Origin of the sequence: Marinobacter lipolyticus SM19 (assembly GCF_000397065.2) — a bacterium.
Taxonomy (GTDB): domain Bacteria; phylum Pseudomonadota; class Gammaproteobacteria; order Pseudomonadales; family Oleiphilaceae; genus Marinobacter; species Marinobacter lipolyticus.
This window is the reverse complement of record NZ_KE007306.1, coordinates 1,026,836-1,052,606: the sequence shown is the minus strand read 5'-3', so window position 1 is coordinate 1,052,606 and position 25,771 is coordinate 1,026,836. Positions and strand designations below refer to the sequence as shown.

Here is a 25,771-nt window from a genome sequence, read left to right as displayed (position 1 = left end):
CCGGGCCATAGTTATTGGCACTGGTTACTCAATATACGAACGCCCACGGCCAATAGTCTGCTTGGTTGGCAAGTGAATAGCTGCCCTGAGCTTATTAATAACCATCCCATTAATCGTTATAACCAGTATAGAGGGGAAGAGTTATTCACGCGTAATTTTTTGTAATTCCGTGGAGTCCGCGGCTTATATGGAGCCGCCCGTCCTTGTCTGGCACAATGCCTGATTCGCCAATAATTCAATGTTTGTCAATTCACCCGGGGACAGCCAGATTTGAACCAAGAGGACTCACATCTCCTGTTACCTGTGGACTCCGCATGGCTGGCCCTGGAGCGACCTGAAAACCCGATGACCATTACGGTCATGCTGCGGGTCGAGGGGCTGACGACGTCACGGCTGTGGGAATTTCTGGACGCTTACTGGCTGGCCTGGCAGCGTTTCCGGTGCATCCCCGTGCGGCGGGCGCCGGGTTGGTGGTGGGAGGCTGACCCGGTGTTCGACCTCAAACACCATATGGCGGTGGCCCCGGAGGCGTTTTCCGGGGAGGAACTCAAGGAATGGGTCTCCGCGCGTCTGAACCAGCCCCTGCCGGACTACCGACCACTGTGGAAGTTCTGGCTTGCACCTAACGCCGAGGGCGGAGCGGCGCTGTTGTTACGGATGCATCATTGCTATGCCGACGGGTTGTCGCTGTTGGGGATTTTTGAAAGTATTTGTCCGGCTTCTCCGCAGCAATTACCGGCAATCTATGGTTCGCCGGAAACCGCTCAGCTCCAGAATTGGACGGTAGCGGCAGGCGCCTGGCTTAAAGAATTGATCGGTGATGAGATAGCATCCGCATCGGGGGGGCGCTCTGGTGATGTGTCCGGCCGTGTCGAAGGCTCGTCGGGCACGTTGCAGGATGCCGGCAAGGTGCTTGAACGGGTGGCCCAGGGCGGCCTGAAACTGGTTAACGAGATCAGCCAGTTTCTGGTTGAGCCGGAAGATTCTCCCTCATCACTGAAGCGCCCGTTACTTGGGCGTCGCCATTGCTGCTGGTCGACCCCGGTGGCACTGTCTCGGTTTCAGGACGTTGCCCGATTAACCCGGGTCACTATTAATGACGTCTTACTCAGCTGTGTGGCGGCCGCCGTGCGCAAGCAGTTGGAGGCCAGTTCGGCCGACCTCGACGAAGCCATTCTCCATGCTGCAGTGCCAGTGGATATCCGTGGCCAGCTACCAGCAGGGATCGCGCCCGAAGCGGGCGCACTGGGCAACTGTTTCGGCACGGTGTTCGTCCCCCTCCCGGTGGACGGTGAAAGTGCGCTGGAACGGCTCTATCGTATCAAGCACGAAACCCGGCGATTGAAGAAAAGCTGGCAACCCGGGCTCGCCTGGGGCCTGACCGCCAGTGCTTCGCTGGTGCCTGAACCCTGGCGTCAGCCGCTGGCCGATGTGTTCTATCGCAAGGCGAGTGCCGTGGTGTCCAATGTGCCAGGCTCCCGCGAGGAACGGTACCTGGCTGGTTGCCGAATCACTGAGCAAATGTTCTGGGTGCCCCAGGCCGGGGATCTCGGCCTGGGCGTGAGTATTGTCAGTTACGCCGGCCAGGTCCAGTTCGGGGTGGTGGCTGATGAGGCCGTCATGGCGTCCCCCTCGCGGTTCCTGTCCGATTGCCTCGAAGAACTGGATGCATTCACCGGCTGACCGGTCGTCCCCTGTTCAATCCGCTGCCATTGCCCGTATCTGGCGGGTATTAATCCCAAAGTTCTGTTTCTCAGGCCTCCTAAAAGATCAGTAAACCTGCCCCCTTGGCGCATTTCCCGCGCTACAGCCATAACCGACCATGGAATTCAGGCGACAGACCTACGCCTGGGGCGGCCGGATTACTCGGCGCCCCGATCCCAGATTTCCTAAAAACAACCGGGGGAACTATGAACAACAACAATTTTCGAAAGTCAGGGTTAGCGATTGCGATGGCTGCTGCCATGGGGGCCAGTGCCGGCGCCAATGCGGCCGTTGAGCTATACAACGAGGACGGCACCAGCTTTTCTGTCGACGGTTATTTCAACGCTTTCTATGTAAACCGTGACGCCAAGGTGTCCGACACCCGCAACTCAGATGTCAAAATGGGTTTCCTGCCGAATACCATTGGTTTTAACTTCAGCAAGGAAGTGGGCGATCTGACGATGGGTGGTCGCTCCTCCTTCTGGAGCACCATCAATGACAGTCTTCAATCACCAACTGACACGGCGATCGATGTTCGTCAACTGTATGCCACAGTTGATGGATCTTTCGGGCAGGTTCTCATCGGTAAGGACTTCGGGTTGTACGCCCGCTCCAATATCTTCCTCGACGAAATTCTCATGGGCTTTGGTTCTCCGGGGGCGGCCACCGGCGTCTCTTTCGGTAACATCCGCACTGGCTACCCATACCCGAATCCGTCGGCTCAGATTACCTACCGGTCTCCGGATATGGGTGGTCTGAAAGTGGCTGCCGGTATCTTTGAGCCAGCGGATACCACTCCCGGTGCCCAATCCGAGCAGTCAGCACCTCGCTTTGAGGCGGAAGTCACCTACAGTGCCGACCTCAGTGGCCTGGCCTTGACCGGGTGGGTCAACGGTCGTCACCAGAGTTCGGAAAACGCCACCACCGAGATCGATAGCCAGGGTATCGGTTACGGCCTTAAAGCAGCTGCGGCCGGCTTTTCACTGACGGCGTCAGGCTTTACATCGGAAGGGGATGCACCCGTCCTGATCGTGGATGGCGCTCTGCCTTCGGAGGAAGATGCTGACGGCTATCTGGTCCAGGCATCTTACACGCTGGGTAGCAATCGTTTCGTGGCCTCGTACGGTGAAACCGATTCGGATCAGGCAGATTTCGAGACTGAGAACACCTCCCTGGCCGTTTTCCATGATGTAAACAGCAACTTCAAGTTGGTTGCGGAATACAACATGTTCGAGCAGGACGTTAAATCCTCGGGCGCTACTGCAGTGGATGCCGATACCATCGCCCTCGGCGCCGTCGTCATGTTCTGACCAGAAGCGCCTGCTACGGAAGACGGGAGGTCGTCCGTAGCACCAGGTTGACTAAGACTAAAGTGCCGGTTTGCCTCCGTGCGGACCGGCCGCGCCGCCAGGCATTGATTCAGGAGGGTTTTAAATCAATGGCTTACGATCATTTTGGCGCGCCCATTAAAAGCACTGAAGTCGCATTGGCTGCGTTTGCGGATGCCGTAGAATCGGTGGAAAGTCATCCATTCCCGGGATCCGCATTTATGAAGCCAGCGACGACCCTGCCCGCCGTCCGGGTAGCGAGCTCCAGTGTTCGCGACCCGATGCTGGCAGCCACCAATCTCGCCAGTCAGTTGAGCCATGAGCACCTTGGATGCGTGCTGTTCTTTTGTTCCGCGGAATACGATCTCGGCCGTCTCGGCATTGCCCTTGAGCATGCCTTTCAGGGCGTGCGTGTGTGCGGGTGCACATCCGCCGGAGAGATTACGCCAGAAGGCTATGGCCGCGGATGCATTACCGCGATCGGCTTCGATAATCGTTACTTTGCCATTGATTGCGCGCTGATTCGTGAGCTCGACCGGTTCACCCTGCAAGACGCCCAGGGCGTCATTGACGGCCTGCTGTCCACATGCCGTGATGCCAGGCTTGCGCCGGTGAAGGGCAATACCTTTGCGATTACCTTGCTGGACGGTCTTTCCAGCCGGGAAGAACTGGTGCTGGCGACACTCAATGCCGCTCTAGGGACCATTCCGCAATTTGGCGGATCAGCGGGTGACGACGAGCGCCTCGCCAATACCCATGTCTTCTACGAGGGCCAGTTTCATACCAGCGCGGCGACGGTTCTACTGGTCAATACGCCACTGGATTTTCGAGTCTTTTCCACGCACCACATGGTTGAACGCACTGAAAAACTGGTGGTTACCGATGCCTGCGCGGAAAGTCGCACCGTGTATGAGCTCAATGCCGAGCCTGCAGCCGATGCGTATGCCCGTGCCGTTGGCGTAGATGTGGATGCCCTGGATCGCAAGGTATTCGCCCTGCGGCCCATGGGCGTGAAAATTGGCGGGCATTACTTTGTGCGTTCGGTTCAGCGGGTCAATCCGGACAAGAGCCTCACATTCTACTGTGCTGTGGAAACCGGCATTGTGATGACCGCCATGGAACCCGAAGGCCTTCTGGACAGTGTGCGGGCCCAGATAGAAGCGTCCGAGAGGGTGGTAGGGCCACCGCTGGTGACCATCGGATGCGACTGTTTCCTGCGCAGACTGGAGGCAGAGCTGACCGGGGAAGTGGAAGCGGTGTCGGAATTCCTGCGCCATCACAAAGTAATCGGTTTCAACACATACGGCGAGCAGTTCGACGGTATGCATATCAATCAGACCTTTACGGGGGTGGTCATTGGCCAGCCTGAAGCCCGTGCCGTGCAGGAATGATGTTCCCGCCGATGACAGGGATCGGCGCATCGCCGAACTGGAAGCGGAGAATGAACGCCTGCGCCGCATCCGTGATGCCCTGATCGTTCGGGTGGAGTCTGGCTCCTCCCACAAGCCTGAGCCCTACGCCGCCTTCGAACACTCCGTGGTACTGGCGGAGCAGGTGCGCGAACGTACCGAGGCCCTCAACCAGACCATGGAGGAGCTTAAAGCCAGCAATAAGGCTCTGAGCCGCGCCCGCGTCGAAGCTGAAACCACCCGCCAGCGCCTCAGCGATGCGATCGAAAGCATTGCCGACGGCTTTGTGCTGTTTGATCACCAGCACCGCCTGATTCAGAGCAACAGTCGTTTTCGCAGTTATTGGCGACACGCTGGTGTGGAGGTGCCGGAGTCCGGTACCACCATTGCCGATGTGAAGAGGCAGGCTGTGAGTTCGGGGCTGGTCGTGGAAGAGCACAGCCATCCGGATTCGGAGGGTGTTGTCTTCCTGCTGGCCAATGACCGCTGGGTACAGATGACCGAGAGGCCCACCCGCGAGGGCGGACTGGTGGTGCTGTATTCTGATATTACCGACGTCAAGAACAGCGAAATGGCCCGCCGCATCAAGGCGCTGGAAGAAAGTGAGCGCTGGATCCGGGTGGTGACAGACCATGTGCCGGCATTGATTGCCTATGTCGGCGCTGACCTCACGGTGCAGTTCTGCAACAAGGTGTACGAATCCTGGTATGGCCGCAATGGCGAGTCGCCTTTGGGAAAATCGTTGGATGAGGTGCACTCCGTTGATTTGTACCAGCGTCTGTTGCCTCAGGTGCGACAGGCGCTGGCGGGAAGCAGCGTCACTTTCGAGTTTGAAGAGTGCGGTGAGCAGGGAGACGTGCGCTACATGCTGCGTTCCTATGTGCCCAATATTGACGAGGAAGGAAGCGTTACCGGGTTCTTCGTGTTGATCCGCGACATTACTGATCGTCGCAAGACTGCACTGGCACTGGAGCAGGCCTACGACAACCTGGAACGGCGGGTCAAGGAACGTACCTCGGCGTTGACCGGTCTGAACAACCAACTGCGGCAGGAGATCACCGAGCGGGCCGCGGTCGAGGCCAGGTTGCGGGATGCCAAGCTGGAGGCAGAGCGGGCTAACCTGTCCAAGACCAAGTTCCTCGCAGCCGTTAGTCACGACCTGCTGCAACCCCTGAACGCGGCCCGCCTGTTTACCAGTGCGCTTCTGGAACAGTCATTCGGACCCAAGGCAGAGGGTCTGGTCCGTTCGGTGAGCACGTCACTGGATGATGTGGAGAACCTTCTGGGTACGTTGGTGGATATATCCAAACTGGATGCCGGAGTGATCAAGCCGGATGTGACAGCGTTTGATCTGCGGGACCTGCTCAACAACATCGCCCGGGAATTCCGGCAAATGGCCATGGCCGAAGGTCTGCGGCTGGACTTTGTGGCCAGTTCCGCAATCGTGGAATCCGACTCCCAACTTCTGGCCCGGATTCTCCGGAACTTTCTCACCAACGCCATCTGTTATACGGGAAACGGCCGGATTCTGCTGGGCTGCCGCCGGAGGAAGGATCACGTTCTGCTGCAGGTCTGGGATACCGGCCCGGGCATCCCGGAAGATAAGCTCACCGAGATCTTCCAGGAATTCAAACGCATCCGACCAGCTGGATCTCAGCCTGACAAGGGGCTTGGCCTGGGGCTGGCCATCGTGGACAAGATCTCGCGTATCCTGGGTCATGCGGTGAGCGTGTCGTCCATTGAAGGCAAGGGGTCTGTATTCAGTGTCAAGGTTCCCCTGGGGCAATTGCAGCCCAAACGACCGGCCGCGGATCAGAACCGGACGGAGTCTTTCGACGGCGGTCTTGGCGGTGCGCGGATCTGGGTGATCGATAATGATCAGTCTATCTGCCAGGGCATGAAAACCTTGCTGGAGGGCTGGGACTGCCGCGTGGTAACGGCGGTGTCGCTGGAGGATCTGGAGCGCCAGCTGGATCCGGCCGACAGCCCGGTGGATCTGATTCTGGCGGACTACCATCTGGACAATGATGACAATGGCGTCGATGTGGTCGCCGAGATCAATGGCCGTCGTCGTTGCCCGGCCCCGGTGGTGATGATTACCGCCAATTACACCAACGAGCTCAAGCAGCATATTCGTGAGCTCGGGCACCTGTTGATGAACAAACCGGTGAAGCCGCTGAAGTTACGCAGTGTGCTGAGTCATCTGCTGAGAAGCTGAGATCGCCGATGGATGTCGGATTACGGTTTCGCCTAATCCGACCTACAGGTAATGCAAAGCAATATGCGGAACGTAGGTCGGATTAGCGAAGCGTAATCCGACAAGCAGGATTGAGTCAGGCGAGTTAACGCTTCAGATACTGACTGAAATCCACATCACTGGCGGAGAGGATAGCCTGAACCCGGTTGTGCACGCCCAGTTTGCGGAGAATGGCTGACACGTGGGCCTTTACCGTGGTTTCGGCGATGTTCAGGTTGTAGGCAATCTGCTTGTTGGACTCGCCTTTGGACATGCGCTCGAGCACCAGTAGCTGGCGCCGCGTCAGCGAGTTCAGCAGCTCCGGTGATATCGGATTGTCTTCATGGCGACTGCGGCGGCTGCTGCTTTCCTTAGCGGTACGGATAATGTCCGACGGCAGGTAGACGTTGCCGTTGAGTATCTGCTGGATGGCTTCGGTCATCTGGGCCCGAGGGGATGACTTGGTAATAAAACCGACGGCGCCATAGGTGATGGCCTGCAGCACGACCTGCTTGTCTTCTTCCGCCGAGACAATCACCACCGGGATGGTAGGCGCTTCGTTGCGCAGGGTGATCAGACCGTTCAGCCCGTGCATGCCGGGCATGTTCAGATCCAGCAGGATCAGGTCCAGATCATCGTTCTCGCGGGTAATTTCCAGGGCACTGTCGAGATCATCGGTTTCAATGATCTCGCTACCTTCGAATCCGGACGCGATCACGCTGCTGATGGCCTCACGGAATAACGGGTGGTCGTCGGCGATCAGTATTTTGTAAGCCGGCTCCATGGGTGGTTCCACCTGTTTGTTTTCATTAGGTTGGGTTGCTTCTGACTCATGATAGCGCTTTTCGGAAGAAAGTGCGGCATCGAGCTCGTTAAGCATGGCGGCCTCCTGTGCAGAGAAGCTCCGAAATCGGAGCAGATCCTCTGTTTATTATTGTGATGATTTCATTACACGCCATCTGAGTCTCAGGTTGAATGCGACCATCGCACCAAAAAACAGGCACCAAAGTACTATTCTTGCCCGGCTTTCCGCTTCGTATCGTGGAGAGATGAGCCCGCAGCCTTTAATAGAACGACATTTCAGATCATCCGGAACCCATTGGTGCGCCCGTCGGCTGGCCGTGATGATGCTGATGCTTCTGGTGGCCTTACCGGCACTGGCGCCCGATGCCCGTGCTGCTGAATCGGGCGACCTGCCAGTGCTGTCGATCAGCGTATTGCAGTTTGGCACCGCGCACTGGGAGCTCGACCACCTTCTTCATCAGGGGCTGGACCGGAAGCAAGGCTACCGGCTGGAGTTGACACCGGTGGCCAATCTGCCGGCTTCCCGCCTTGCCGTCACCAGCGGTTCGGTGAATGGCGCCGTAGCGGACCTGCTATGGGCACAAGCCCGATACCAGTCGGGCACCCCTTACCTGTACCTGCCGTTTTCCAGCCAGATTGGTGATATCGTGGTGGCCGACAGTTCCGCCATCCAGTCCGTGGCGGATCTCGCCGGCAAGCGAATTGGCGTCGCCGGTGGACCGGATAGCAAGGGCTGGATACTGCTGCAGAAAGTCGCCGCCCAGCAGGGACTGAACCTGTCAGATTCCGCAGATGTTCAGTTCGCGGCACCACCATTGCTCAACCAGGCCCTCAAGCGGGGGCAGCTGGATGTGATTGTCACCTACTGGCATTTTGCTGCTCGTCTCAAGGGGGAGGGCGGTTGGCGCTCGGCGTTCCGCATGGCCGACCTGCTGGCCGCCCTGAATCTGGATACCAACCTTCCTGTTCTGGGCTATGTCTTTCCGGCAAGTTGGGCGCGGGAGCATCGATCTCTGCTCCGGCGCTTTGCCGGCTCACTGCGTGAGGCGAAAGCTGAACTGGCAGATGATGCCGGCTACTGGGAGCGACTCCGGCCACTGATGGGTAATCCGGGAGAAGGTATTTTCGGGGCGCTTCGCGATGGATTTGTTGCCGGTACACCGGCACCGCAAACTGATCAGCGAACAGCCGACCTGCAGCGTTTACTGGTGCTCACCGGAGCGGCTGCAGATAACCTGATGCCAGCCTCACTCTTCTATCGGAGTGAACCATGACTAACCCCGGAAGTCTTGCTGCAAAAGGGCGACCCCCCTTCTGGTGTTATTGGGTGGTGCTTCCGGCCTTCGTGCTCATCTGGGCGCTGATCGCCTGGTTGGTTCAGTCACCGCTGTTGCCAACACCGCTTCAGGTGCTGGATACACTGATACGAGAGTCTGCGTCCGGAGAACTCTGGCATCACCTGGGCGCTACCTTCGGCCGTGTGGCGGTGGCCTTTGTCCTGGCCATGTCCCTGGGAACCGTCATTGGTGTCGGCATGGGCCGATCCGCCACCACCAACGCCCTGTTCGATCCGCTGCTGGTGCTGCTGCTTAACCTGCCCGCACTGGTCACCATCATCCTGATGTACGTCTGGTTCGGTCTGGTGGAGGTGGCGGCCGTCATGGCCGTTGTCATCAACAAAGTACCCAATGTTGCCGTTACGGTCCGCGAAGGTGCTCGTAGCCTCGATTACCGGCTGGAGGAAATGGCCACCGTTTACGAATTCACCCGCTGGCAGCGATTTCGCGAGGTCTGGGTGCCACAACTGTTTCCTTACCTGATGGCCGCCACCCGCGGCGGCCTGGCGTTGATCTGGAAAATCGTCCTGGTGGTGGAACTGCTGGGCCGCTCCAGCGGCGTTGGCTTCCAGCTCCACCTGGCCTTCCAGGTCTTCGACGTTGCCACCATCCTGGCCTACAGCCTGGCGTTCATTGCCGTGGTCCAACTGATTGAACTGACCATCCTGCAGCCCCTGGAACGCCGCTCCAGCCGCTGGCGTCAGCCGGAGGCCGCGAATGCTTGAACTGCGGATTGCCGGCCGCGACTTCGGCCAGCCTGTGCTGGGAGAGATATTCGCCACCGTGGAGAAGGGCGACCGCATCTGCCTGCTTGGGCCCTCCGGCATTGGCAAAACAACTCTGCTGAACGCCATCGCTGGTCTGGACAAAACAATTCCGCAAGAAGCCGTCATCGGCCGTGACAAACTTCGGGTCGGCTATCTGTTTCAGGAACATCGTCTGTTACCCTGGCGAACCTTGAGCGCCAATCTCCAGCTGGCGGGCGCAACTCCGCAGGAAGCAGAAAACCACCTCGCCAGTGTGGGTCTGAAAGGATATGGCCACTATCTGCCGGATCAGCTTTCCCTTGGTATGGCTCGAAGAGCGGCGCTTGCCCGTTGTCTTGCGGTGAAGCCCGACCTGTTGTTACTGGATGAACCCTTTGCATCACTCGATCCGGTGATGGCCGGTGAGCTGAAAACACTGATTGCCGGCATTCTGGATGCCAATCCGAGCATGGCGATGATTTGTGTGACCCATGATGGTGGTGACGCCGAGATACTGGCAAATCGACTGTGGTATCTGGATGGCAAGCCGGCGCGGCTGCAGTGGGATGATGTGGTTGGTGAGGCAGGTTTGATTGATGGGTTGTTGGGGAGGCTACGAAGGCTTGAGCTGGCGGACTCCTAGTCCTCGTTTATGGGAGTTTGCCTGTTTGTCGGATTACGGCTTCGCCTAATCCGACCTACGGCTAATCCGACCTATGGCGAGTGGTGTTTGGCTTCTAGCGCGAGGTATGGGTGGGCTGTGGGGAATAGGTTTCCAAAACTGTGCGGAGCCATGGATGGCGGAGCCCAAGCGTCACATGGATGTGCCGCAAGGAGCGTGTTTTGGAAACCTATTCCCCACAGCCCACTATCACCCAATCAGGCAGGCTTGGAAGTGCCAAGAATCTTCGTCCGCTGAGGTCTGAACCCGGCAGTGGCGAGCAGAGACAGAACGACCGTCACGCCCGCGGTGATGCCAAAGGCCATAGGATTCCATTCCAGGTACAGCGAAAACCGGATCGCCTCTACCGCATGAGTGAAGGGGTTGAATTGACAGATCCAGTACAGCCAGGGACTGGCCTCATTCATACGCCACAGGGGGTAAAGCGCCGAGGACATGAAGAACATCGGAAAGATGACAAAGTTCATCACCCCGGCAAAGTTCTCCAGCTGTTTGATCCAGGTGGCAATCAGCAGGCCGAGAGCGCCGAGCATCAGGCTGGCCAGGATCAGGGCGGGAAGTACCGCCAGGTAGCCCCACAATGGCGGCTCCACATCCACCAGCAACGCCAGCAGCAGGAACACGTACACCTGCCCCACCGACACCACCCCCATGGCCAGCAACTTCGTCACCAGAAGAAACGGCCGAGGCAACGGACTCATCAACAACACCCGCATACTCCCCAGTTCCCGGTCGTACACCATGGACAGTGCACCCTGCATGCTGTTGAACAGGATGATCATGCCGCACAGCCCGGGGGCGATGTAAGTCTCATAGGTAATGTAGGTCTGGTAGGGCGGAATAATGGAAATTCCCAGCACCGCCCGGAAACCGGCGGCAAACACCACCAGCCACAGTAGGGGCCGCACAAGGGCACTGGCAAAGCGGGTGCGCTGCTGCCAGAACCGCAGCCACTCCCGTGTCTGAATACCAACGAAACAATGCCAGTAATGCGCAGCTTTCATGGATATCCGGCTCCGGTCAGGGTGTGGAAGGTTTCCGCCAGGTCGCGGGTGCCCTCAGCCTCACAAATGGCCTGGCCGGAACCGTCGGCCAGTAGTTGCCCCTGGTGCAGGATCAGCACCCGGTCCTCCTGGCGGACCTCCTCGATCAGGTGCGTGGCCCACAGCACCGTCAGGCCCGCCTCGTCACACAGGGTGCGGACGTGATCATTCAGAGCCCTGCGGCTGGCAACATCCAGCCCCACGGTAGGTTCGTCAAGCAGTAGAAGCGAAGGCTCATGGAGCAGGGCGCGGGCAATTTCCACCCGCCGGCGGTGGCCACCGTTGAGCTTCCGCACCGGGTCGTTGGCCCGCTCCAACAACTCGAAACGCGCCAGTTCCCGGTCACCCCGCGTGCGGGCTTCCTTGCGGGAAAGGCCATGGAGCGCTGCGTGGTAGAGCAGGTTCTGGCGTACGGTCAGGTCCAGATCCAGGGCGTTCTGCTGGAACACCACGCCAATCTGTCGCATGGCCTCGGACGGTTGTTTTTTCAACGATTGACTGGCGAGCAGGAGCTCGCCCTGCTGCAGCGCCAGCAGCCGGGTTAACAAGCCGAACAATGTCGATTTGCCAGCACCGTTGGGGCCCAACAGAGCATGAAAACGGCCAGAGGTCAGCGCAAAGCTGACCTCTTTGAGCACTGGCTTGTCGCCGTAGCGAAAGCTGATGTTTCTGGCTTCAATGGTCATGCTGGTGTTATGAAGAGGGATCAATGACCACGCCCCAGGGGTAGCGGCCTACCTTGATGGATTTGATCACCTTCAGGTCCTCCACGTCGATGACCGACACATCGCCGGACACACCGTTAGTGGTATAGAGGTGTTTTTCGTCCTTGTCGAGATCCAGCTGCCAGACCCGACTGCCCACGAGCAGGTAGTCGAGCACCTCGTAGGTCTGGGCATCCACCACAGCTACATGGTTGGAGGGGCCGAGGGCCACGAAGGCGAATTTGCCGTCGGAGGTCAGCTCGATGCCTACTGGCTGCACGCGATCCTGGTTGACGCCCGGGACCTTGAAGGACATCTCGTGGATCTGCTCCAGATTGTCGACATCGATGATGTGCACGGTGCCGCCGATTTCCGCAGAGGCCCAGGCGATCTTGCTGTCCTTGCTGAACTCCACATGGCGCGGGCGCTGACCGATGACGATGTTCTTTTCAATCTCAAACGTGTCGGTGTTGATCCAGTGCAGCATGCTGGTGGTTTCGGAGGTGTTGACCGCCCATTTGCCATCGGGGCTGACGGCCATGCCTTCCGGCTCGATGCCGACATCAATCTGCGCCAGTACCTCCTTGGTGCCCACGTCCACTACCGTGACGATGGCGTCGTCCTCGTTAGAGATGTACAGGTGCTTGTTGTTCGGGTGCAGGGCGAACTGCTCGGGGTCCTCGCCGGAGGGCAGGGTGTCGACGATCTTGCGGGTAGCAAGATCCAGCACCTGTACGGTGTCGTCGTCACTGGCGCAGATGTACAGCTTGGTATGGTCCATGGAAAGCAGGATGCCCCGGGGCCGTTGGCCTACACTAATGGTTTCGACAACTTCCCGGGACTCGGTATTGATAATCGAGAGGGTATTGTCTTTTTCGTTGGATACATACGCCAGACTGGCCAGCGCCGGTGTCGACAGGACGATCATCGCAGCCAGAGCGGTTTGCTTGAACATGGACTTCATTGTGTAACTCCTTCTTGTTGGGGAGGGGGCGGCCCTGGAAGCGGTCAGTTATTAATTCGACACTCACTCTCAGGCTTGTCGAAGCCGAGGGTGTCCATTTCGGTATTGGGATGCAGAAAGCCTTCAAAGGGCGCACGGGCCACCAGACCTCGTGGGTGAACCAGCGGGATGGGCTGCCGGAGCTGGCCGTTCCAGTCGCGATAAGTTTGCTTGCGGCCCTTGAACGCTGCCAACTGGAACTTGTCGCTGAACAGGTAGCTGCGGATCTCGTTGGGGGCCGCATTGCCGAGTGCCGTCACAGCGGTGCCAATTGAACGAATCGCGGCCCAGGCCGCATAGTCCTCACTGTTCATGTCGCGGTCGGCGAGGTCGCGAAAGCGATTCTGCAACTGCGCCGCGCCCCAGCTTTCCACCACCCGGTGCCAGGTCACCGGCGACATGCCCTGGGTGCCGACGACGGGACGTGGCAACCAGGTGTTGAATGGTACGTACTCACCGAAATCGCCCCGCACATCGGCCACCACCACGGCATCGTAATCACTGGCCTGGGTAAACAGTGGCAATTCCTTCGAGGCGGTGCGCCGCAGGTCGGCTTCAAAAGTCCACGGTTTGTCCTCGACAATCTCCAGGCCGAAGCGTTTGGCGGAGCGACGGAAGGCATCGGCCCAGCCTTTGTCGGCCTCAGTGGGACCGGTAATCAGAAACACCTCATTCCAGCGCCGCTGGTTCAGCCACTGACCGAGAGCATCGGTTAGCATGGCGTAGCTGGGCATGGTGTGTAGCAGGTTGGAGTGGCACTGTCCGGTACGCAGGGTGGCGTCCTTGGTACCGGCGTTGAAAACCAGGGTGTTGTCACCGGCCTTATCCATGATGATTTTCAGGGTCTGTGCGGGAGCGTTCACGACGAACAGCTCCATACCGTTCTGGTGCATAGCCTCGAAAGCGGCAACAGCAGCTTCTTCGGAATCCGCAACTTTGCTCTGCAGCGAATAGGTCTGCCCCAGAAACTTGCCGGTGGTGCTGTTATCGGCAATGGCGAGTTCGGCGCCCCGCAGTCCGGCGTCTTCCGGCTCCGGAATCACATTTGACAGCACCGGCCCCTGGTCCGGAACCCATTGAACGTGGCCAATTCTCACCTTGAGTGGCTCCGCAAGGACGCTGGTAGACAGCAGGGCGAAGGCGATCAGGCTGATAAAGCCCTTGGCGCTGCAACGTGGCATGAATGCTCTCCATTCTTATTGTCTTCACCCGAGCATAAAGAAGCGCTATACCAGCTGAAATATTCAGAAAGTAGCAATCTGACGGTACTAAAGGATGAGATTTTCACCGCAACACCTGACACCTACTACCAAGGAACTAAGCCAAATCCCCCAAAGTGGCATTCGGATTCGATGTCGGGATTCCTAGACTGGTAGTCAGCAAGTTGGCACCTGATAACACCAATAGCCAACGCACGGGGAATCAAAACAAGAGGTAGCAACAATGGCAACTTCCTTTTCACTCAATGCACTTCTGGCGGCCACTCTGATGGGGGTTGCTGGTCTGGTGATGGCCCACGGAAACGTAACACCTCAGGAGGTGGATACTGGTAATTTGCCCGAACTGGGGGATGAGGTGCGGACGGAAAACCCCTTCCGCGAGGGTAATGAGCATGGTGACTACAATGCCCAAGCGGTAGAAGTGGGGGAGAGCGCCTACGCCGGTAACTGTGCCGGATGCCATGGCATCCGTGCCATGTCCGGGGGGTTGACTCCGGACCTTCGGGAATTAACCGAATGGGATGACGAGTACTACGTCAACCGCGTGCTTAACGGCACTGATCGTGGCATGCCTTCCTGGAAGAAAACTCTGGACCAGAACGCCATATGGGCCATACGGACCTATGTGGAGTCACTGCCCAAGCCGGAATAATGGTCGCGCCCATTCCGTATTGAAGCCTGTTTCCGGGCCGGCCTTGTGCCGGCCTGACGTCGTTGGGGGAAAACAATGAAAATACTGTCTCGTATTCTCGCATTGTTGCTGCTTTGCCAGCTGGGGTTTGCCCAGGAAGTCGATGACGGTGACCCGTTACTGAACCGGCCGGCGGACCGGACCTACGACATTATTCTAGAGTCCGGTTACCTCAAGGTCGGGGTCTATGAAAACTTCCCGCCCTATTCATACCAGGTGGACGGTGAACCCCGGGGCATCGACGTTGAGATTGGAAAGCGGATTGCCGAGGAAATGGGGGTGGAGTTCAGGGTGCACTGGATTGTCCCCGATGAAAACCTGGGCGATGACTTGCGGAACAATGTCTGGAAGGGGCACTACCTGGCCAAGCGTCGTTTGGCCGACGTGATGATGCGCGTTCCTTACGACAAGAAGTACGCCTACATGCAGGACTCCACGGGGGAATACATCAATGAGCAGGTGGTGTTGTTCGGGCCTTACCAGCAGGAAACCTGGCAGATTGCATTCAATCCGGAAAAGCTGGATGCCGTCGATACCGTGGCGGTGTTCCAGTATCACCCCATTGGCGTGGAAATCGATACCTTGCCGGATTTTTACCTGAGCTCGGGGCTGCAGGGACGATTACGAAGTCAGGTCCGCCATTACACCAACGTGCGAGAGGCGTTTGCGGCGATGCGTAACGGGGAAGTGAGTGCGGTTATGGGGATGCGTGCGGAGATCGATCATGAGATGAGTCGGCCGGAGAACGGGGATTTCCAGCCCGCCAGCAATGGCTTCCCTGCCATTGGCAAACAGGTCTGGGATGTGGGCATGGCCATCAAACATACCCACCGGCAGTTGGGCTATGCCCTGGAAGCGATCATCGGTGATCTGGTCAAGTCCGGTGATCTGCAGTCCCTGTTTGCCCAACTGGATCTTCGCTACAGCGTGCCACAGTACTATCGGGAGTTCCTGAGTGAGGAAGCATTGGCAAAGGCCGCAGGCGAACTTTGAGCTCCACATTGTAGTGAGAAGCCCGCGACATCCTCGCGGGCTTTTTTTTGGGAAGTAGTAGTACGAAGTGATGAGAAAACCTGTTCCGGGGGGTAATTGTCGGTTTTTCCCGCAAAGCGAAGAATCACTTCAGAGGCGGGAAAAGTTCCCGGTTCGTCCTGAAACGGAAACCAGAGAACCGAAAACAAGAGAATTGGAGAGCGCAACCATGAGAACGAACAAGTTCGGGATTCGCATTGCTACCAGTGCCCTGGCGCTGGCGGTGTCGTACGGCGCCCATGCAGTAACCGACAAAGACATCATGAATGACCATAAGACCCCTGAGGATGTCGTCAGTTACGGCATGGGAACCCAGGGGCAGCGTTACAGCATCCTGGAAGACCTTAACACCAGCAACGTTCAGCATCTGCAGCCAGCCTGGGCGTTCTCTTTCGGCAGCGAGAAAATGCGCGGTCAGGAGTCCCAGCCGCTGATCAAGGACGGGGTGATGTATGTCACGGCGTCCTATTCCCGTGTTTACGCTATCGATGCGCGCACCGGCGAGGAAATCTGGCAATACGACGCCCGCCTGCCGGATGGCATCATGCCCTGCTGTGACGTGGTGAACCGGGGTGTCGCCCTGTATGACGACAAGGTGATCTTCGGTACTCTCGACGCCAAGCTGGTTGCCCTGAACAAGGACACCGGCAAGCCGATGTGGATCAAGAAGGTGGCCGATTATCAGGCAGGCTACGCGATTACTGCGGCACCGATTGTGGTCAAGGGCAAGGTAATCACAGGGGTGTCTGGCGGCGAATTCGGTATCGTTGGCAAGGTCGAAGCCTATGACGCCAATACCGGTGACGTAGTGTGGACCCGTCCCACGGTGGAAGGCCACATGGGCTACGTCTACAAGGACGGCAAGAAAGTCGAAAACGGCATTTCCGGTGGCAAAGCCGGCGTGACCTGGCCCGGCGACATGTGGAAAAACGGCGGTGCGGCGACCTGGCTGGGTGGCACCTACGATCCGGACACCGACTCGTTGTTCTTCGGTACCGGTAACCCTGCGCCGTGGAACTCGCACCTGCGCCCGGGAGATAACCTGTTTTCTTCCTCGCGTCTGGCTATCGACCCGGACGACGGTAGCATCAAGTGGCACTTCCAGACCACACCGCACGATGGCTGGGATTACGATGGCGTTAACGAGCTGATCTCCTTCGATCTGAACGAGAATGGCAAGACGATCAAGGCCGCCGCCACCGCCGACCGTAACGGCTTCTTCTACGTCCTGAACCGGGAAAATGGTGATTTTATCCGTGGCTTCCCGTTCGTCGACAAGATCACCTGGGCCGAGGGTCTGGATCCCAAGACCGGTCGCCCCATCTACACCAAGGGCGGACGTCCGGGTGATCCTGCGGCAATGGAGGGAAGCAAGGGTGAAGTGGTTGTAGCCCAGCCGGCCTTCCTGGGCGGCAAGAACTGGATGCCCATGGCCTACAGTCAGGATACCGAGTTGTTCTATGTGCCATCCAATGAATGGTCCATGGATATCTGGAATGAGCCGGTTTCCTACAAGAAAGGCGCAGCCTTCCTGGGCGCGGGCTTTACCATCAAACCAGCTAACGACGACTACATCGGTGTGCTGCGTGCGATGGACCCGAAAACTGGCAAGGAAGTCTGGCGTTATGAAAACACCGCGCCGCTGTGGGGTGGTGTGATGACCACTGCAGGCAACCTGGTATTTACCGGAACGCCTGAGGGCTACCTGAAGGCTTTTGATGCCAAGACTGGCGAAGAGCTCTACCGCTTCAATACCGGTTCCGGTGTGGTCGGTACGCCGGTGACCTGGACCATGGACGGTGAGCAGTACGTCTCCGTCGCGTCTGGCTGGGGTGGTGCGGTGCCACTCTGGGGCGGTGAAGTGGCCAAGGTGGTCAAGGACTTCAACCAGGGTGGTACGGTCTGGACCTTCAAGTTGCCGAAGGATCGTGTAGCAAGTAAGTAATCCGCAAAAGAGCCGGTGTTCTTCCGGCTTGAAAGGGGCTGCTTCCGGGCAGCCCCTTTTGCGTTCAGGCCGCCTGATGCCTTGCCGTCTGGTTGACTGAGTTGTTTATATCGTCAAATAGATTCTCATTGGTCTGAGTGATCGGAAGGTCATAGGTAATCGTGGCGCCGAATGCCTGAGGATCGTGGGGATCGTTACGAACTTTGTCGAAAACCAGCAAGCGGGTGCCCAGGTAAAAACCTTCTTTCAGGTCATGGGTGACCATGAAGATGGTGGTGCCTGTTTCTTGCCACAGTTTTAGCAACAGGTCGTGCATGTCGCTGCGAATACCGGGGTCCAATGCGCCAAAGGGTTCGTCCAGCAGTAGCACCCGCGGGCGCATGATCAGGGACTGGGCAATGGCCAGCCTTTGCTGCATGCCGCCGGACAGTTCGTGGGGCCATTTGTCGGCTGAGTGGCCAAGTCCTACAGATTCGAGCATGGCGTCCACTTTATCCAGCGCCTCACGTCGCGCAGCTCCGAACAGTTTGCCGAGCCAGGGTTTCTGCTCCAGCTCCAGGCCCATCAGCACATTCTGGCGCACCGTCAGGTGTGGGAATACCGAGTAGCGCTGGAACACGATGCCCCGGTTTCGGTCTGGCTCTTCCGGAAAGGCTTCGCCTTCCAGCAACAATTCGCCCCGGCTGGCAGATTCCTGACCCAACAGCATTTTCAGGAAGGTGGATTTCCCGCAGCCGGAAGCACCCACCAGAGTACAGAACTCTCCCTGTTTCACGTTCAGGTTCAGGTTTTCGAGCACCACCTGATCACCATACTCTTTCCAGAGATTTCGGACGGTAATAAAACTCATCAGTGACCTCCTGCGTTGTACCAAGGGAACAGCCTGCGATTGGTAAAGCGCAGACATTGGTCGATGACAATGGCGAGAATAGTGATCCAGATGACGTAGGGCAGAATTACATCCATGGCAAGATACCGCCGTACCAGAAAGATCCGGTAACCCAGACCTTCGGTGGACGCGATGGCTTCCGCGGCAATCAGGAACAACCAGGCGGGGCCAAGGCTCAGGCGCACGGCATCAATCAGGCGTGGCAACACCTGGGGCAGAGCCATGCGGGTAATCACTTGCCAGGAATTGGCGCCAAGGGTCTGAATCTTGATCAGTTGTTCGCCCGGAAGCTCCCGGACCCGCTGTGCCACATCCCGCATCATAATCGGCGCGGTGCCAATGACAATCAGCATGACCTTTGAGAGCTCACCCAGTCCGAACACGATAAACAGTATGGGCAGTATCGCCAGGGGCGGAACCATGGAAAGTGCCGAGACCAGCGGTGCCAGATTGGACCTGATCAGCGGCAGAACCCCATTGAGTATGCCCACCACTAAAGCCAGCAGAGCGGCAATGCCAATGCCCAGGCCGAGACGTTCCAGGCTGGCGGTAGTGTCCTGCCACATCAGATAATCACCGCTGCGGCGATCCTCCTGGAATGCCATGCGATCCACTGCCGCGGTCATCTGTTCCAGGCCGGGCAGGAGTTTGTCGTTGGGGTTGTCCGCCAAGCGCTCCTGGGAGGCCAGGCTGTATATCAGCATGATCAACAGGAAGGGAAGCAGGCCAAGCAGGGTGGCTGAGACTCGCCCGGGATGACGGTTGATCATTCGCATACGTTGTCTCCTCTGGTCACAAAATACGGCAAAGTCATCGCGGGCAACGGCCTCAGATCTCCCCGTCCGCCGCCATTTGCATGTAGTCGTCGTTAAACCGAAGCTTCACATTACCCTCGTCTCCCATGACTGAGCCGTTCGGGAACTCGATGCCGACGAAGTCGGGGCTCATGGCACTCTGGCCGAGCAGACCCTTGTCGAAGGAGAACTGACGGACACTGTCCATCGCCTCGTGCGCTTCCTCACTGTTGATGAAGTCCACCGAGCTTTGAGGTTCCCAAAACATCTTCATGCCGGCCAGTTGTGCTTCATACCCTGCCTGATCAGTACCGGACAGCTCGCCCAGGAAGGTACGGGCCTCCTGGCCCTCTTCGCTGTCGGACGCCAGAATGCTCATGGTTTCATACCACGCGCCTACAAGCGCCTTGCCCAGCGCCGGATTGTCGGCCAGCGTTTCGGTGTTCACCAGCGCCAGATCCTTGATGTGGCCCGGAATCTGGCTGGAATCGAACAGTTTTGTGGCACCCGGATAGGTTTCGATCTCCGAAAGCAGCGGATTCCAGGTGGCAACATGGCGCACATCATCGGTCTGGAAAGCAGACACCAGATCGGCATCGGAAATGTTGACCACGCTGATATCCCGCTCTTCCAGCCCAACGGTATTGAGGGCGCGGACCAGCAGGTAGTGGGAAACGGACAACTCAACCAGGTGGACGGTCTCACCTTCCAGTTCGGCAATGGACTTCGCATCTTTGGACACCAGACCATCATTGGCGTTGGAGTAATCCCCGACGATCAGTGCGGTAGTATCGACGCCAGAGGCAGCCGGAATCGACAGGCCGTCCATGCTGGTGGCAACCACACCATCAAACTGGCCGGCGGTGTACTGGTTGATGGACTCGATGTAGTCGTTGACCTGCACAATATCCACCTCGATATCGTACTTGTCCGCCCACTTCTTAATGATTCCGTAGTCTTCGGCATACTGCCAGGGCACCCAGCCGGCGTAGATGGTCCAGGCGATGCTGAAGGATTTCTTTTCCTCGGCAAAAGCCCCGATGGACAGGGAGGCGGTCAGCAGGCCGGCCGCCAGGCGCTTGCTCAGGTCAGATGTTTTCATGGTCTCTCTCCTCGGGCAGTGCCCGCGTTGGTCGATCTGGTTTTATTGGTATCAGGATTGTTGGCATTCATTGGCTGAACTCTTCCACGATTACCACCGGCGTTCCCGGCGAGACCGCCTGTCCCGCCTCCCGGCGCACGTTCACCACGCGTCCGGCAACCGGGCTGAGAAGCTCGATTTCCATCTTCATGGACTCTATTACCGCCACCGGGCGCTGGGCCTCGATGGTGTCGCCGGGCTTGACCAGGCACTCCCACAGGTTGCCGGCCACATGGCTTTCCACCGCGTGCTGGCCCGCCGGCAGGTTGGCGATGTCGTCCTCGCCGGTATCTTCAATGGGCGCCTCGGAACTGAAATTGATCTGGCCGGATTCGATCCAGCGCTGCAGTTCTTCATCGAAGGCCTGTTTGCGCTTGTCGGTGAAGGTCTGGATCTCGTCGTTGTTGTCGGCGAGGAACTGTTCGTAGTCCTTCAGGTTGAAGCGGGTGTCCTCGACGCGGATCGGGTAGTCGCCATTGGGGAAGTCCCGGCGAATCTGTTGCAGTTCCTCCGCGCTGACTTCGTAGAAGCGCACCTGGTCGAAGAACCTCAGCAGCCAGGGCTTGCCGGGCTCGAAGACGTCGGTGGTGCGGTAGCGGTTCCACATCTGCAGGGTGCGGCCGACAAACTGGTAGCCGCCGGGGCCTTCCATGCCGTAGATGCACAGATAGGCGCCGCCGATGCCCACGGAGTTTTCCGCCGTCCAGGTGCGGGCCGGGTTGTATTTGGTGGTCACCAGCCGGTGGCGCGGGTCCAGCGGCGTGGCCACCGGCGCGCCCAGGTAAACGTCGCCCAGTCCCATCACCAGGTAGCTCGCCTCAAAGAGCGTCTTTTTCACCTGGTCGATGCTGTCCAGCCCATTGATGCGGCGGATAAACTCCAGGTTGCTGGGGCACCAGGGGGCGTCCTTGCGTACTGACTGCATGTATTTGGCGATGGCGGTTTGGCAGGCTTCGTCATCCCAGGACAGGGGCAGGTGCACGATACGGGCGGGCACATCCCAGTCCGGCTGCTTTTCCAGTTCCTTTTCGGCGCTGATCAGCAGGTCCAGCAGGGTGCGCTGGTTCAGTTTGCGGCTGTCGTAGTGCACCTGCAGGGAGCGGATGCCGGGTGTCAGTTCCAGGATGGCGTTGTGGTTCAGCTCCCGCAGCCACAGCATTAGCGCGTGGGCGCGGAAGCGCAGGCGAATGTCCAGCTCCATGGGGCCGTATTCCACCAGCACGTAATTGTCACCGGCAGCCCGGTACACCACGCCGGTTTCATGGTCGCTGGTGCCCAGCGAATCCAGGATCGGTGTTTCCGGCTTGATGGGCGTGATGTGAGTGGTGGCCGCCGTCAACGTGGCCACGGAATCGTCCAGGGCTTCACGCAGGGCGACAGCCTGATCCTGGCTCACCGGTACAAACTGAACCTTGTCGCCGGCCTTGAGCTGGCCCAGTTTCCAGAGGTCGGCGCTGATCACCGTGACCGGGCAGACGAAACCGCCCAGGCTGGGACCATCGGGCCCAAGGATGACTGGCATGTCCCCGGTGAAGTCCACGGTACCCACGGCGTAGGCGTTGTCGTGGATGTTGGAGGGGTGCATGCCGGCTTCGCCGCCGTCGCTGCGGGCCCATTCCGGTTTGGGGCCAATCAGGCGCACGCCAGTGCGGCTGGAGTTGTAGTGAATCTCCCATTCGCTGGCGAAGAAGGTGTCTATGTCCTGGCCGGTGAAATAGTCTGGCGCACCATGGGGACCGTAGGTCACATAGAGTTTCCAGGTCTTGCCGATGGTCGGTTTCAGTTCGTTGGGGAGTGTGTTGGCAGCCACGGGTTCGGCGCCGCTCAAGGCCAGTACATCCCCGGCCCTCAGGGCGCGGCCGCAGTGTCCGCCAAACTGGCCAAGGGTGAACGTGCTGCAGGAAGTGAGGTATTCCGGGCACTCCAGGCCGCCCCGGAACAGCACGTAGGCCCGTGCGCCGTCGCCGGTGGTGGCGCCCAGTTTCAGGGTGGCGCCTGCTGGCACGTCAATCACTTGCCAGAAATCCACCGGCTCGTCGTTCAGCGATGCCTCCAGAGTAGCCCCGGTGAGGGCAATCTGTGTGGCGCGATTGAAGCTGAGCACCGGCCCCTTGAGGGTGATCTCCAGCCCCGGGGTTTCCTCCGGGTTGCCCAGCAGGCGATTCCCCAGGCGGAAGGAATAGCTGTCGAACGGGCCGGAGGGCGGCACGCCGATTTCCCAGTAGCCGATGCGGCCCGGGTAGTCCTGAATCGTGGTCAGGGTGCCGCCGCTGAGTACGTCCACCGTGGCTGGCTGATAGTCAAATTCGTTGAGGGTGCGGGTAAACAGGCGGCCTTCCACGAAACGCGGATCTTCCAGCACCTGGCGAACGTACCTGAGGTTGGTTTCGATGCCGTAGAGCTGGCTGTCATCCAGAGCCTGCATCAATCGTCGGCGTGCCGCTTTCCGGTCCGGCTCATGGACGATCACCTTGGCCAGCATCGGGTCGAACAGGGGTGAGACTTCCGTGCCCGGCTGGATCCAGGTGTCGATGCGCAGACCGTCGTCATCCGGCCAGGCCACGTTGGTCAGCAACCCCGCGCCGGGCTGGAAATCCTTGTTGGGGTCCTCGGCGTAGATCCGCGCCTGTATGGCGTGGCCGGAGGCGATGAGGTTATGGCTCAGTTCCTTCAGGTCCGGCAGGGCACCGGCCCCCAGTTCCACCATCCAGCGCACCAGATCCACACCGTAAACCTGCTCGGTTACGCCGTGCTCCACCTGTAAGCGGGTATTCACTTCCAGGAAATAGAACTCGGTGGTATCCGGGTCGTAGATGAATTCCACGGTGCCGGCACTGCGGTAGGTAATGCTTTCACCCAGCAGGCGGGCGGTGGCGTGCATGCGGTTACGGATGTCGTCGGTCAGGCCAGGTGCGGGTGCTTCCTCGATCACCTTCTGGTTGCGGCGTTGGGCGGAACAGTCACGTTCGCCCAGAGCCAGTACCTGGCCCCTGCCATCGCCAAACAGTTGCACCTCAATGTGGCGGGCGTGTTCCACGAATTTTTCCAGGAACACACCGCTGTTGCTGAAGTTGTTCTGGCTCAGGCGCTGTACGGATTCAAAGCTTTTACTCAGATCCTCGGCGCTGTAGCAGCGGGACATACCAATGCCGCCTCCGCCGGCGGTACTTTTCAGCATCACCGGGTAGCCGATGCTCCCGGCCGCCTCCAGGGCTTCATCCAGGCCGGTCAGTAATCCCGTACCGGGCAGCATTGGTACGCCGGCGTTTTTTGCCAGGGCCCGGGCGGTATGCTTGAGGCCGAACTGTTCCATCTGTTCCGGGGTAGGGCCAAGGAACACCACGCCCTCGGCATCACAGCGCCGGGCAAAATCGGCGTTCTCGCTCAGGAACCCATAACCCGGGTGAATGGCGCCGGCCCCGCTTTTGCGGATCACCTCGAACAGCTTATCCTGGTCCAGATAGGTGGCTGCGGCCGGGCCTTCGCCCAGGGACCAGGCTTCGTCTGCCTGGCGCACGTGCAGGGAATCCGCATCCGCTTCGTTGTAGACCGCCACCGAGGTGAGGCCCATGTCCCGCAGGGTGCGGATCACCCGGCAGGCAATGGCGCCCCGGTTGGCAATCAGGACTTTGTTGAATGTGTTGAAGGTGCTGCTCAGCTCCATACCAGCACCTCAATCGGTGTCGGGTTCCACCCGTTGCAGGGGTTGTTCAGCTGCGGGCAGTTGGAAATCATCACCAGCACGTCCATTGCCGCCTTCAACTCCACGTATTTGCCAGCGTCGGATATGCCGTCCTCAAAGCTCAGGCCGCCATCGGCGGTAACCGGCACGTTCATGAAGAAGTTGATGTTATGGGTGATGTCCCGTTTGGTCATGCCCAACTCCTCGTGCTCGGCAACCGCCACCAGCCAGCTGTCGCGGCAGGCGTGCATGCACTTCTTCTCAAGGGCGTAGCGGGTGGTGTTGCTCTCCGCCGCGCAGGCGCCGCCGAGGGTGTCGTGGCGGCCGCAGGTGTCGGCGGTGATCTCCAGCATCACGTTGTTTTCCGAGGACATCAGCTTCGAGCCGGCGGTCAGGTACACGTTGCCCTGCTCACGGATGGTGTCCACGGCGCTGTAGCGCTCGGTCGGATTATGGGCGTTGTAGAACAGGGTGTCGGCGGCCTGGTTGCCTTCCAGGTCCAGGATGCGAACGGTCTCGCCGGCCTTCACCACTTTCAGGAAATACTCGCCCGCCGGTACGGTTTCACGGAAGGCGGCGTTTTCGGGGTCTAATGCGCTTTGCTTGATCATGTCCGGCCTCCGTTACTGGAACAGGTGGTAAAGGGCGTTGTTGGCGAAGGCGCGGGTGGCCTCCGGCGACGAGATCCTGCAGGGATCGGCATCGGTCACCGGTGCCGCCCTGAAGAGCTGGTAGCGCACGGGGTGGCTGGGATACTCGCTGGCCGGATTCATCGGGTGGGGGCAGGTGTGCAGCACCACGATGGTGTCCATCTCGAAACGCAGGTCCACGGTGGCGCTGGCATGGGAGTGGTTGGCGGCAAAGGTCATGTTGCCCTCGTCGTCGGTCTTTACCTTGCTGAACCAGTTCAGGTTGGCGGTCAGGTCTTTCTTGCCCAGGCCATACTTGGCCAGTTCATTGAGGAAGCTGGTGAAGCCGTTGCGGTGGTAATGGTTGTGGGCCTGCTGGTAGGTCTTCCTGCCCCAGCGTTGCTCCACCAGATCGGCGTTGCAGGTGCCGCTGACGGTATCGTGCCAGCCCAGGTCGTCTCGAATAATGGAGGCAAATACTCGCCCCATATCGGAAAGCAGAACATGGCCTTTGGTCAGCAGGAAGGTGTGCTGGTTTTTCAGGGTGTCCGGCATGTTGTACCGCTCGAGCGGGTTCTCGGGGTTGTACATCAACATGCCGACGTTGGCACCGCCGGTTTCATCAATCAGGCGCAGCACGTGGCCACGGCGCATGATAAAAGACCAGTGGGATCCGCCGGGAATCAGATCGTCGTAGAGGGGGGCTGCGCTATTGAGCGAGTCGAGCATTGCCTTTTCCTTCTGGTACGGGG

At 58.9% G+C, this 25,771-nt stretch carries 21 protein-coding genes; 10 read left to right on the top strand and 11 right to left on the bottom strand.

Annotation, left to right across the window (positions count from 1 at the left end; genetic code table 11):
* Window positions 1-270: 270 nt before the first annotated feature.
* The 4 genes from MARLIPOL_RS04800 to MARLIPOL_RS04785 all read left to right on the top strand — a co-directional run bounded on the left by MARLIPOL_RS04800 (window position 271) and on the right by MARLIPOL_RS04785 (window position 6,659).
* On the top strand, window positions 271-1,683 hold the full coding sequence (locus tag MARLIPOL_RS04800; protein ID WP_036190354.1) for a WS/DGAT domain-containing protein: 1,413 nt from the start codon (window positions 271-273) through the stop codon (window positions 1,681-1,683).
* 227 nt (window positions 1,684-1,910) lie between these two features.
* Window positions 1,911-3,014: a porin gene (locus tag MARLIPOL_RS04795; protein ID WP_036190351.1), complete on the top strand. Its 1,104-nt coding sequence runs from the start codon at window positions 1,911-1,913 to the stop codon at window positions 3,012-3,014.
* 239 nt (window positions 3,015-3,253) lie between these two features.
* Window positions 3,254-4,423 (top strand): nitric oxide-sensing protein NosP, encoded by a 1,170-nt coding sequence (gene nosP, locus MARLIPOL_RS04790; RefSeq protein ID WP_082446054.1) that lies wholly within the window; start codon window positions 3,254-3,256, stop codon window positions 4,421-4,423.
* Complete coding sequence (locus MARLIPOL_RS04785) at window positions 4,389-6,659, top strand: NahK/ErcS family hybrid sensor histidine kinase/response regulator (RefSeq protein ID WP_012136960.1); 2,271 nt, start codon at window positions 4,389-4,391, stop codon at window positions 6,657-6,659. The genes nosP and MARLIPOL_RS04785 overlap by 35 nt, the downstream gene beginning before the upstream one ends.
* Before the next feature lie 124 nt (window positions 6,660-6,783).
* Here MARLIPOL_RS04785 and MARLIPOL_RS04780 read toward each other — a convergent pair whose 3' ends face one another.
* Window positions 6,784-7,461, bottom strand: a complete 678-nt coding sequence (locus tag MARLIPOL_RS04780; RefSeq protein WP_036190739.1) for a response regulator — start codon at window positions 7,459-7,461, stop codon at window positions 6,784-6,786.
* Window positions 7,462-7,801: 340 nt separating this feature from the next.
* Between MARLIPOL_RS04780 and MARLIPOL_RS04775 the strand changes: the two genes are divergently transcribed.
* The 3 genes from MARLIPOL_RS04775 to MARLIPOL_RS04765 are packed head-to-tail and all read left to right on the top strand — an operon-like array spanning window position 7,802 to window position 10,207.
* Window positions 7,802-8,755, top strand: coding sequence for an ABC transporter substrate-binding protein (locus tag MARLIPOL_RS04775; RefSeq protein ID WP_012136958.1), 954 nt, complete (start codon window positions 7,802-7,804; stop codon window positions 8,753-8,755).
* Window positions 8,752-9,543 carry an ABC transporter permease gene (locus MARLIPOL_RS04770; RefSeq protein ID WP_051123085.1) on the top strand — a complete coding sequence of 264 codons (792 nt, stop codon included), beginning with the start codon at window positions 8,752-8,754 and terminating at the stop codon, window positions 9,541-9,543. The genes MARLIPOL_RS04775 and MARLIPOL_RS04770 overlap by 4 nt, the downstream gene beginning before the upstream one ends.
* Complete coding sequence (locus MARLIPOL_RS04765; protein WP_012136956.1) at window positions 9,536-10,207, top strand: ATP-binding cassette domain-containing protein; 672 nt, start codon at window positions 9,536-9,538, stop codon at window positions 10,205-10,207. Before MARLIPOL_RS04770 ends, MARLIPOL_RS04765 begins: the two co-directional genes overlap by 8 nt.
* A gap of 236 nt (window positions 10,208-10,443) precedes the next feature.
* Here the strand turns inward: MARLIPOL_RS04765 and MARLIPOL_RS04760 are convergent, their stop codons facing one another.
* The 4 genes from MARLIPOL_RS04760 to MARLIPOL_RS04745 are packed head-to-tail and all read right to left on the bottom strand — an operon-like array spanning window position 10,444 to window position 14,177.
* Complete coding sequence (locus tag MARLIPOL_RS04760) at window positions 10,444-11,250, bottom strand: ABC transporter permease (RefSeq protein WP_012136955.1); 807 nt, start codon at window positions 11,248-11,250, stop codon at window positions 10,444-10,446.
* Entirely contained in the window at window positions 11,247-11,975 is a 729-nt protein-coding gene (locus MARLIPOL_RS04755; protein WP_012136954.1) for an ABC transporter ATP-binding protein, read from the bottom strand. Before MARLIPOL_RS04755 ends, MARLIPOL_RS04760 begins: the two co-directional genes overlap by 4 nt.
* Window positions 11,976-11,982: 7 nt before the next feature.
* Window positions 11,983-12,957 (bottom strand): YVTN family beta-propeller repeat protein, encoded by a 975-nt coding sequence (locus MARLIPOL_RS04750; RefSeq protein ID WP_012136953.1) that lies wholly within the window; start codon window positions 12,955-12,957, stop codon window positions 11,983-11,985.
* Between the two features lie 44 nt (window positions 12,958-13,001).
* Window positions 13,002-14,177, bottom strand: coding sequence for an ABC transporter substrate-binding protein (locus tag MARLIPOL_RS04745; protein ID WP_012136952.1), 1,176 nt, complete (start codon window positions 14,175-14,177; stop codon window positions 13,002-13,004).
* Between the two features lie 262 nt (window positions 14,178-14,439).
* Between MARLIPOL_RS04745 and pedF the strand changes: the two genes are divergently transcribed.
* From pedF to MARLIPOL_RS04730, 3 genes are all read left to right on the top strand, one after another.
* Window positions 14,440-14,868, top strand: coding sequence for a cytochrome c-550 PedF (pedF, locus tag MARLIPOL_RS04740; RefSeq protein WP_012136951.1), 429 nt, complete (start codon window positions 14,440-14,442; stop codon window positions 14,866-14,868).
* A 75-nt stretch (window positions 14,869-14,943) separates the two neighbouring features.
* Window positions 14,944-15,900 (top strand): substrate-binding periplasmic protein, encoded by a 957-nt coding sequence (locus MARLIPOL_RS04735; RefSeq protein WP_012136950.1) that lies wholly within the window; start codon window positions 14,944-14,946, stop codon window positions 15,898-15,900.
* A 208-nt stretch (window positions 15,901-16,108) separates the two neighbouring features.
* Window positions 16,109-17,884 (top strand): PQQ-dependent methanol/ethanol family dehydrogenase, encoded by a 1,776-nt coding sequence (locus MARLIPOL_RS04730; RefSeq protein ID WP_012136949.1) that lies wholly within the window; start codon window positions 16,109-16,111, stop codon window positions 17,882-17,884.
* A gap of 64 nt (window positions 17,885-17,948) precedes the next feature.
* Here MARLIPOL_RS04730 and MARLIPOL_RS04725 read toward each other — a convergent pair whose 3' ends face one another.
* The 6 genes from MARLIPOL_RS04725 to MARLIPOL_RS04700 all read right to left on the bottom strand — a co-directional run bounded on the left by MARLIPOL_RS04725 (window position 17,949) and on the right by MARLIPOL_RS04700 (window position 25,748).
* Window positions 17,949-18,734, bottom strand: a complete 786-nt coding sequence (locus MARLIPOL_RS04725; protein ID WP_012136948.1) for an ABC transporter ATP-binding protein — start codon at window positions 18,732-18,734, stop codon at window positions 17,949-17,951.
* Window positions 18,734-19,549 (bottom strand): ABC transporter permease, encoded by an 816-nt coding sequence (locus MARLIPOL_RS04720; RefSeq protein WP_012136947.1) that lies wholly within the window; start codon window positions 19,547-19,549, stop codon window positions 18,734-18,736. The genes MARLIPOL_RS04725 and MARLIPOL_RS04720 overlap by 1 nt, the downstream gene beginning before the upstream one ends.
* Window positions 19,550-19,601: 52 nt before the next feature.
* A complete protein-coding gene (locus MARLIPOL_RS04715; RefSeq protein WP_012136946.1) occupies window positions 19,602-20,669 on the bottom strand; it encodes a putative urea ABC transporter substrate-binding protein in 1,068 nt (355 codons plus the stop codon).
* 67 nt (window positions 20,670-20,736) lie between these two features.
* Entirely contained in the window at window positions 20,737-24,372 is a 3,636-nt protein-coding gene (gene uca / locus MARLIPOL_RS04710) for an urea carboxylase (protein WP_012136945.1), read from the bottom strand.
* On the bottom strand, window positions 24,363-25,001 hold the full coding sequence (locus MARLIPOL_RS04705) for an urea amidolyase associated protein UAAP2 (protein ID WP_012136944.1): 639 nt from the start codon (window positions 24,999-25,001) through the stop codon (window positions 24,363-24,365). Before MARLIPOL_RS04705 ends, uca begins: the two co-directional genes overlap by 10 nt.
* Window positions 25,002-25,013: 12 nt before the next feature.
* Window positions 25,014-25,748, bottom strand: coding sequence for an urea amidolyase associated protein UAAP1 (locus MARLIPOL_RS04700; RefSeq protein WP_012136943.1), 735 nt, complete (start codon window positions 25,746-25,748; stop codon window positions 25,014-25,016).
* Window positions 25,749-25,771 lie beyond the last annotated feature (23 nt).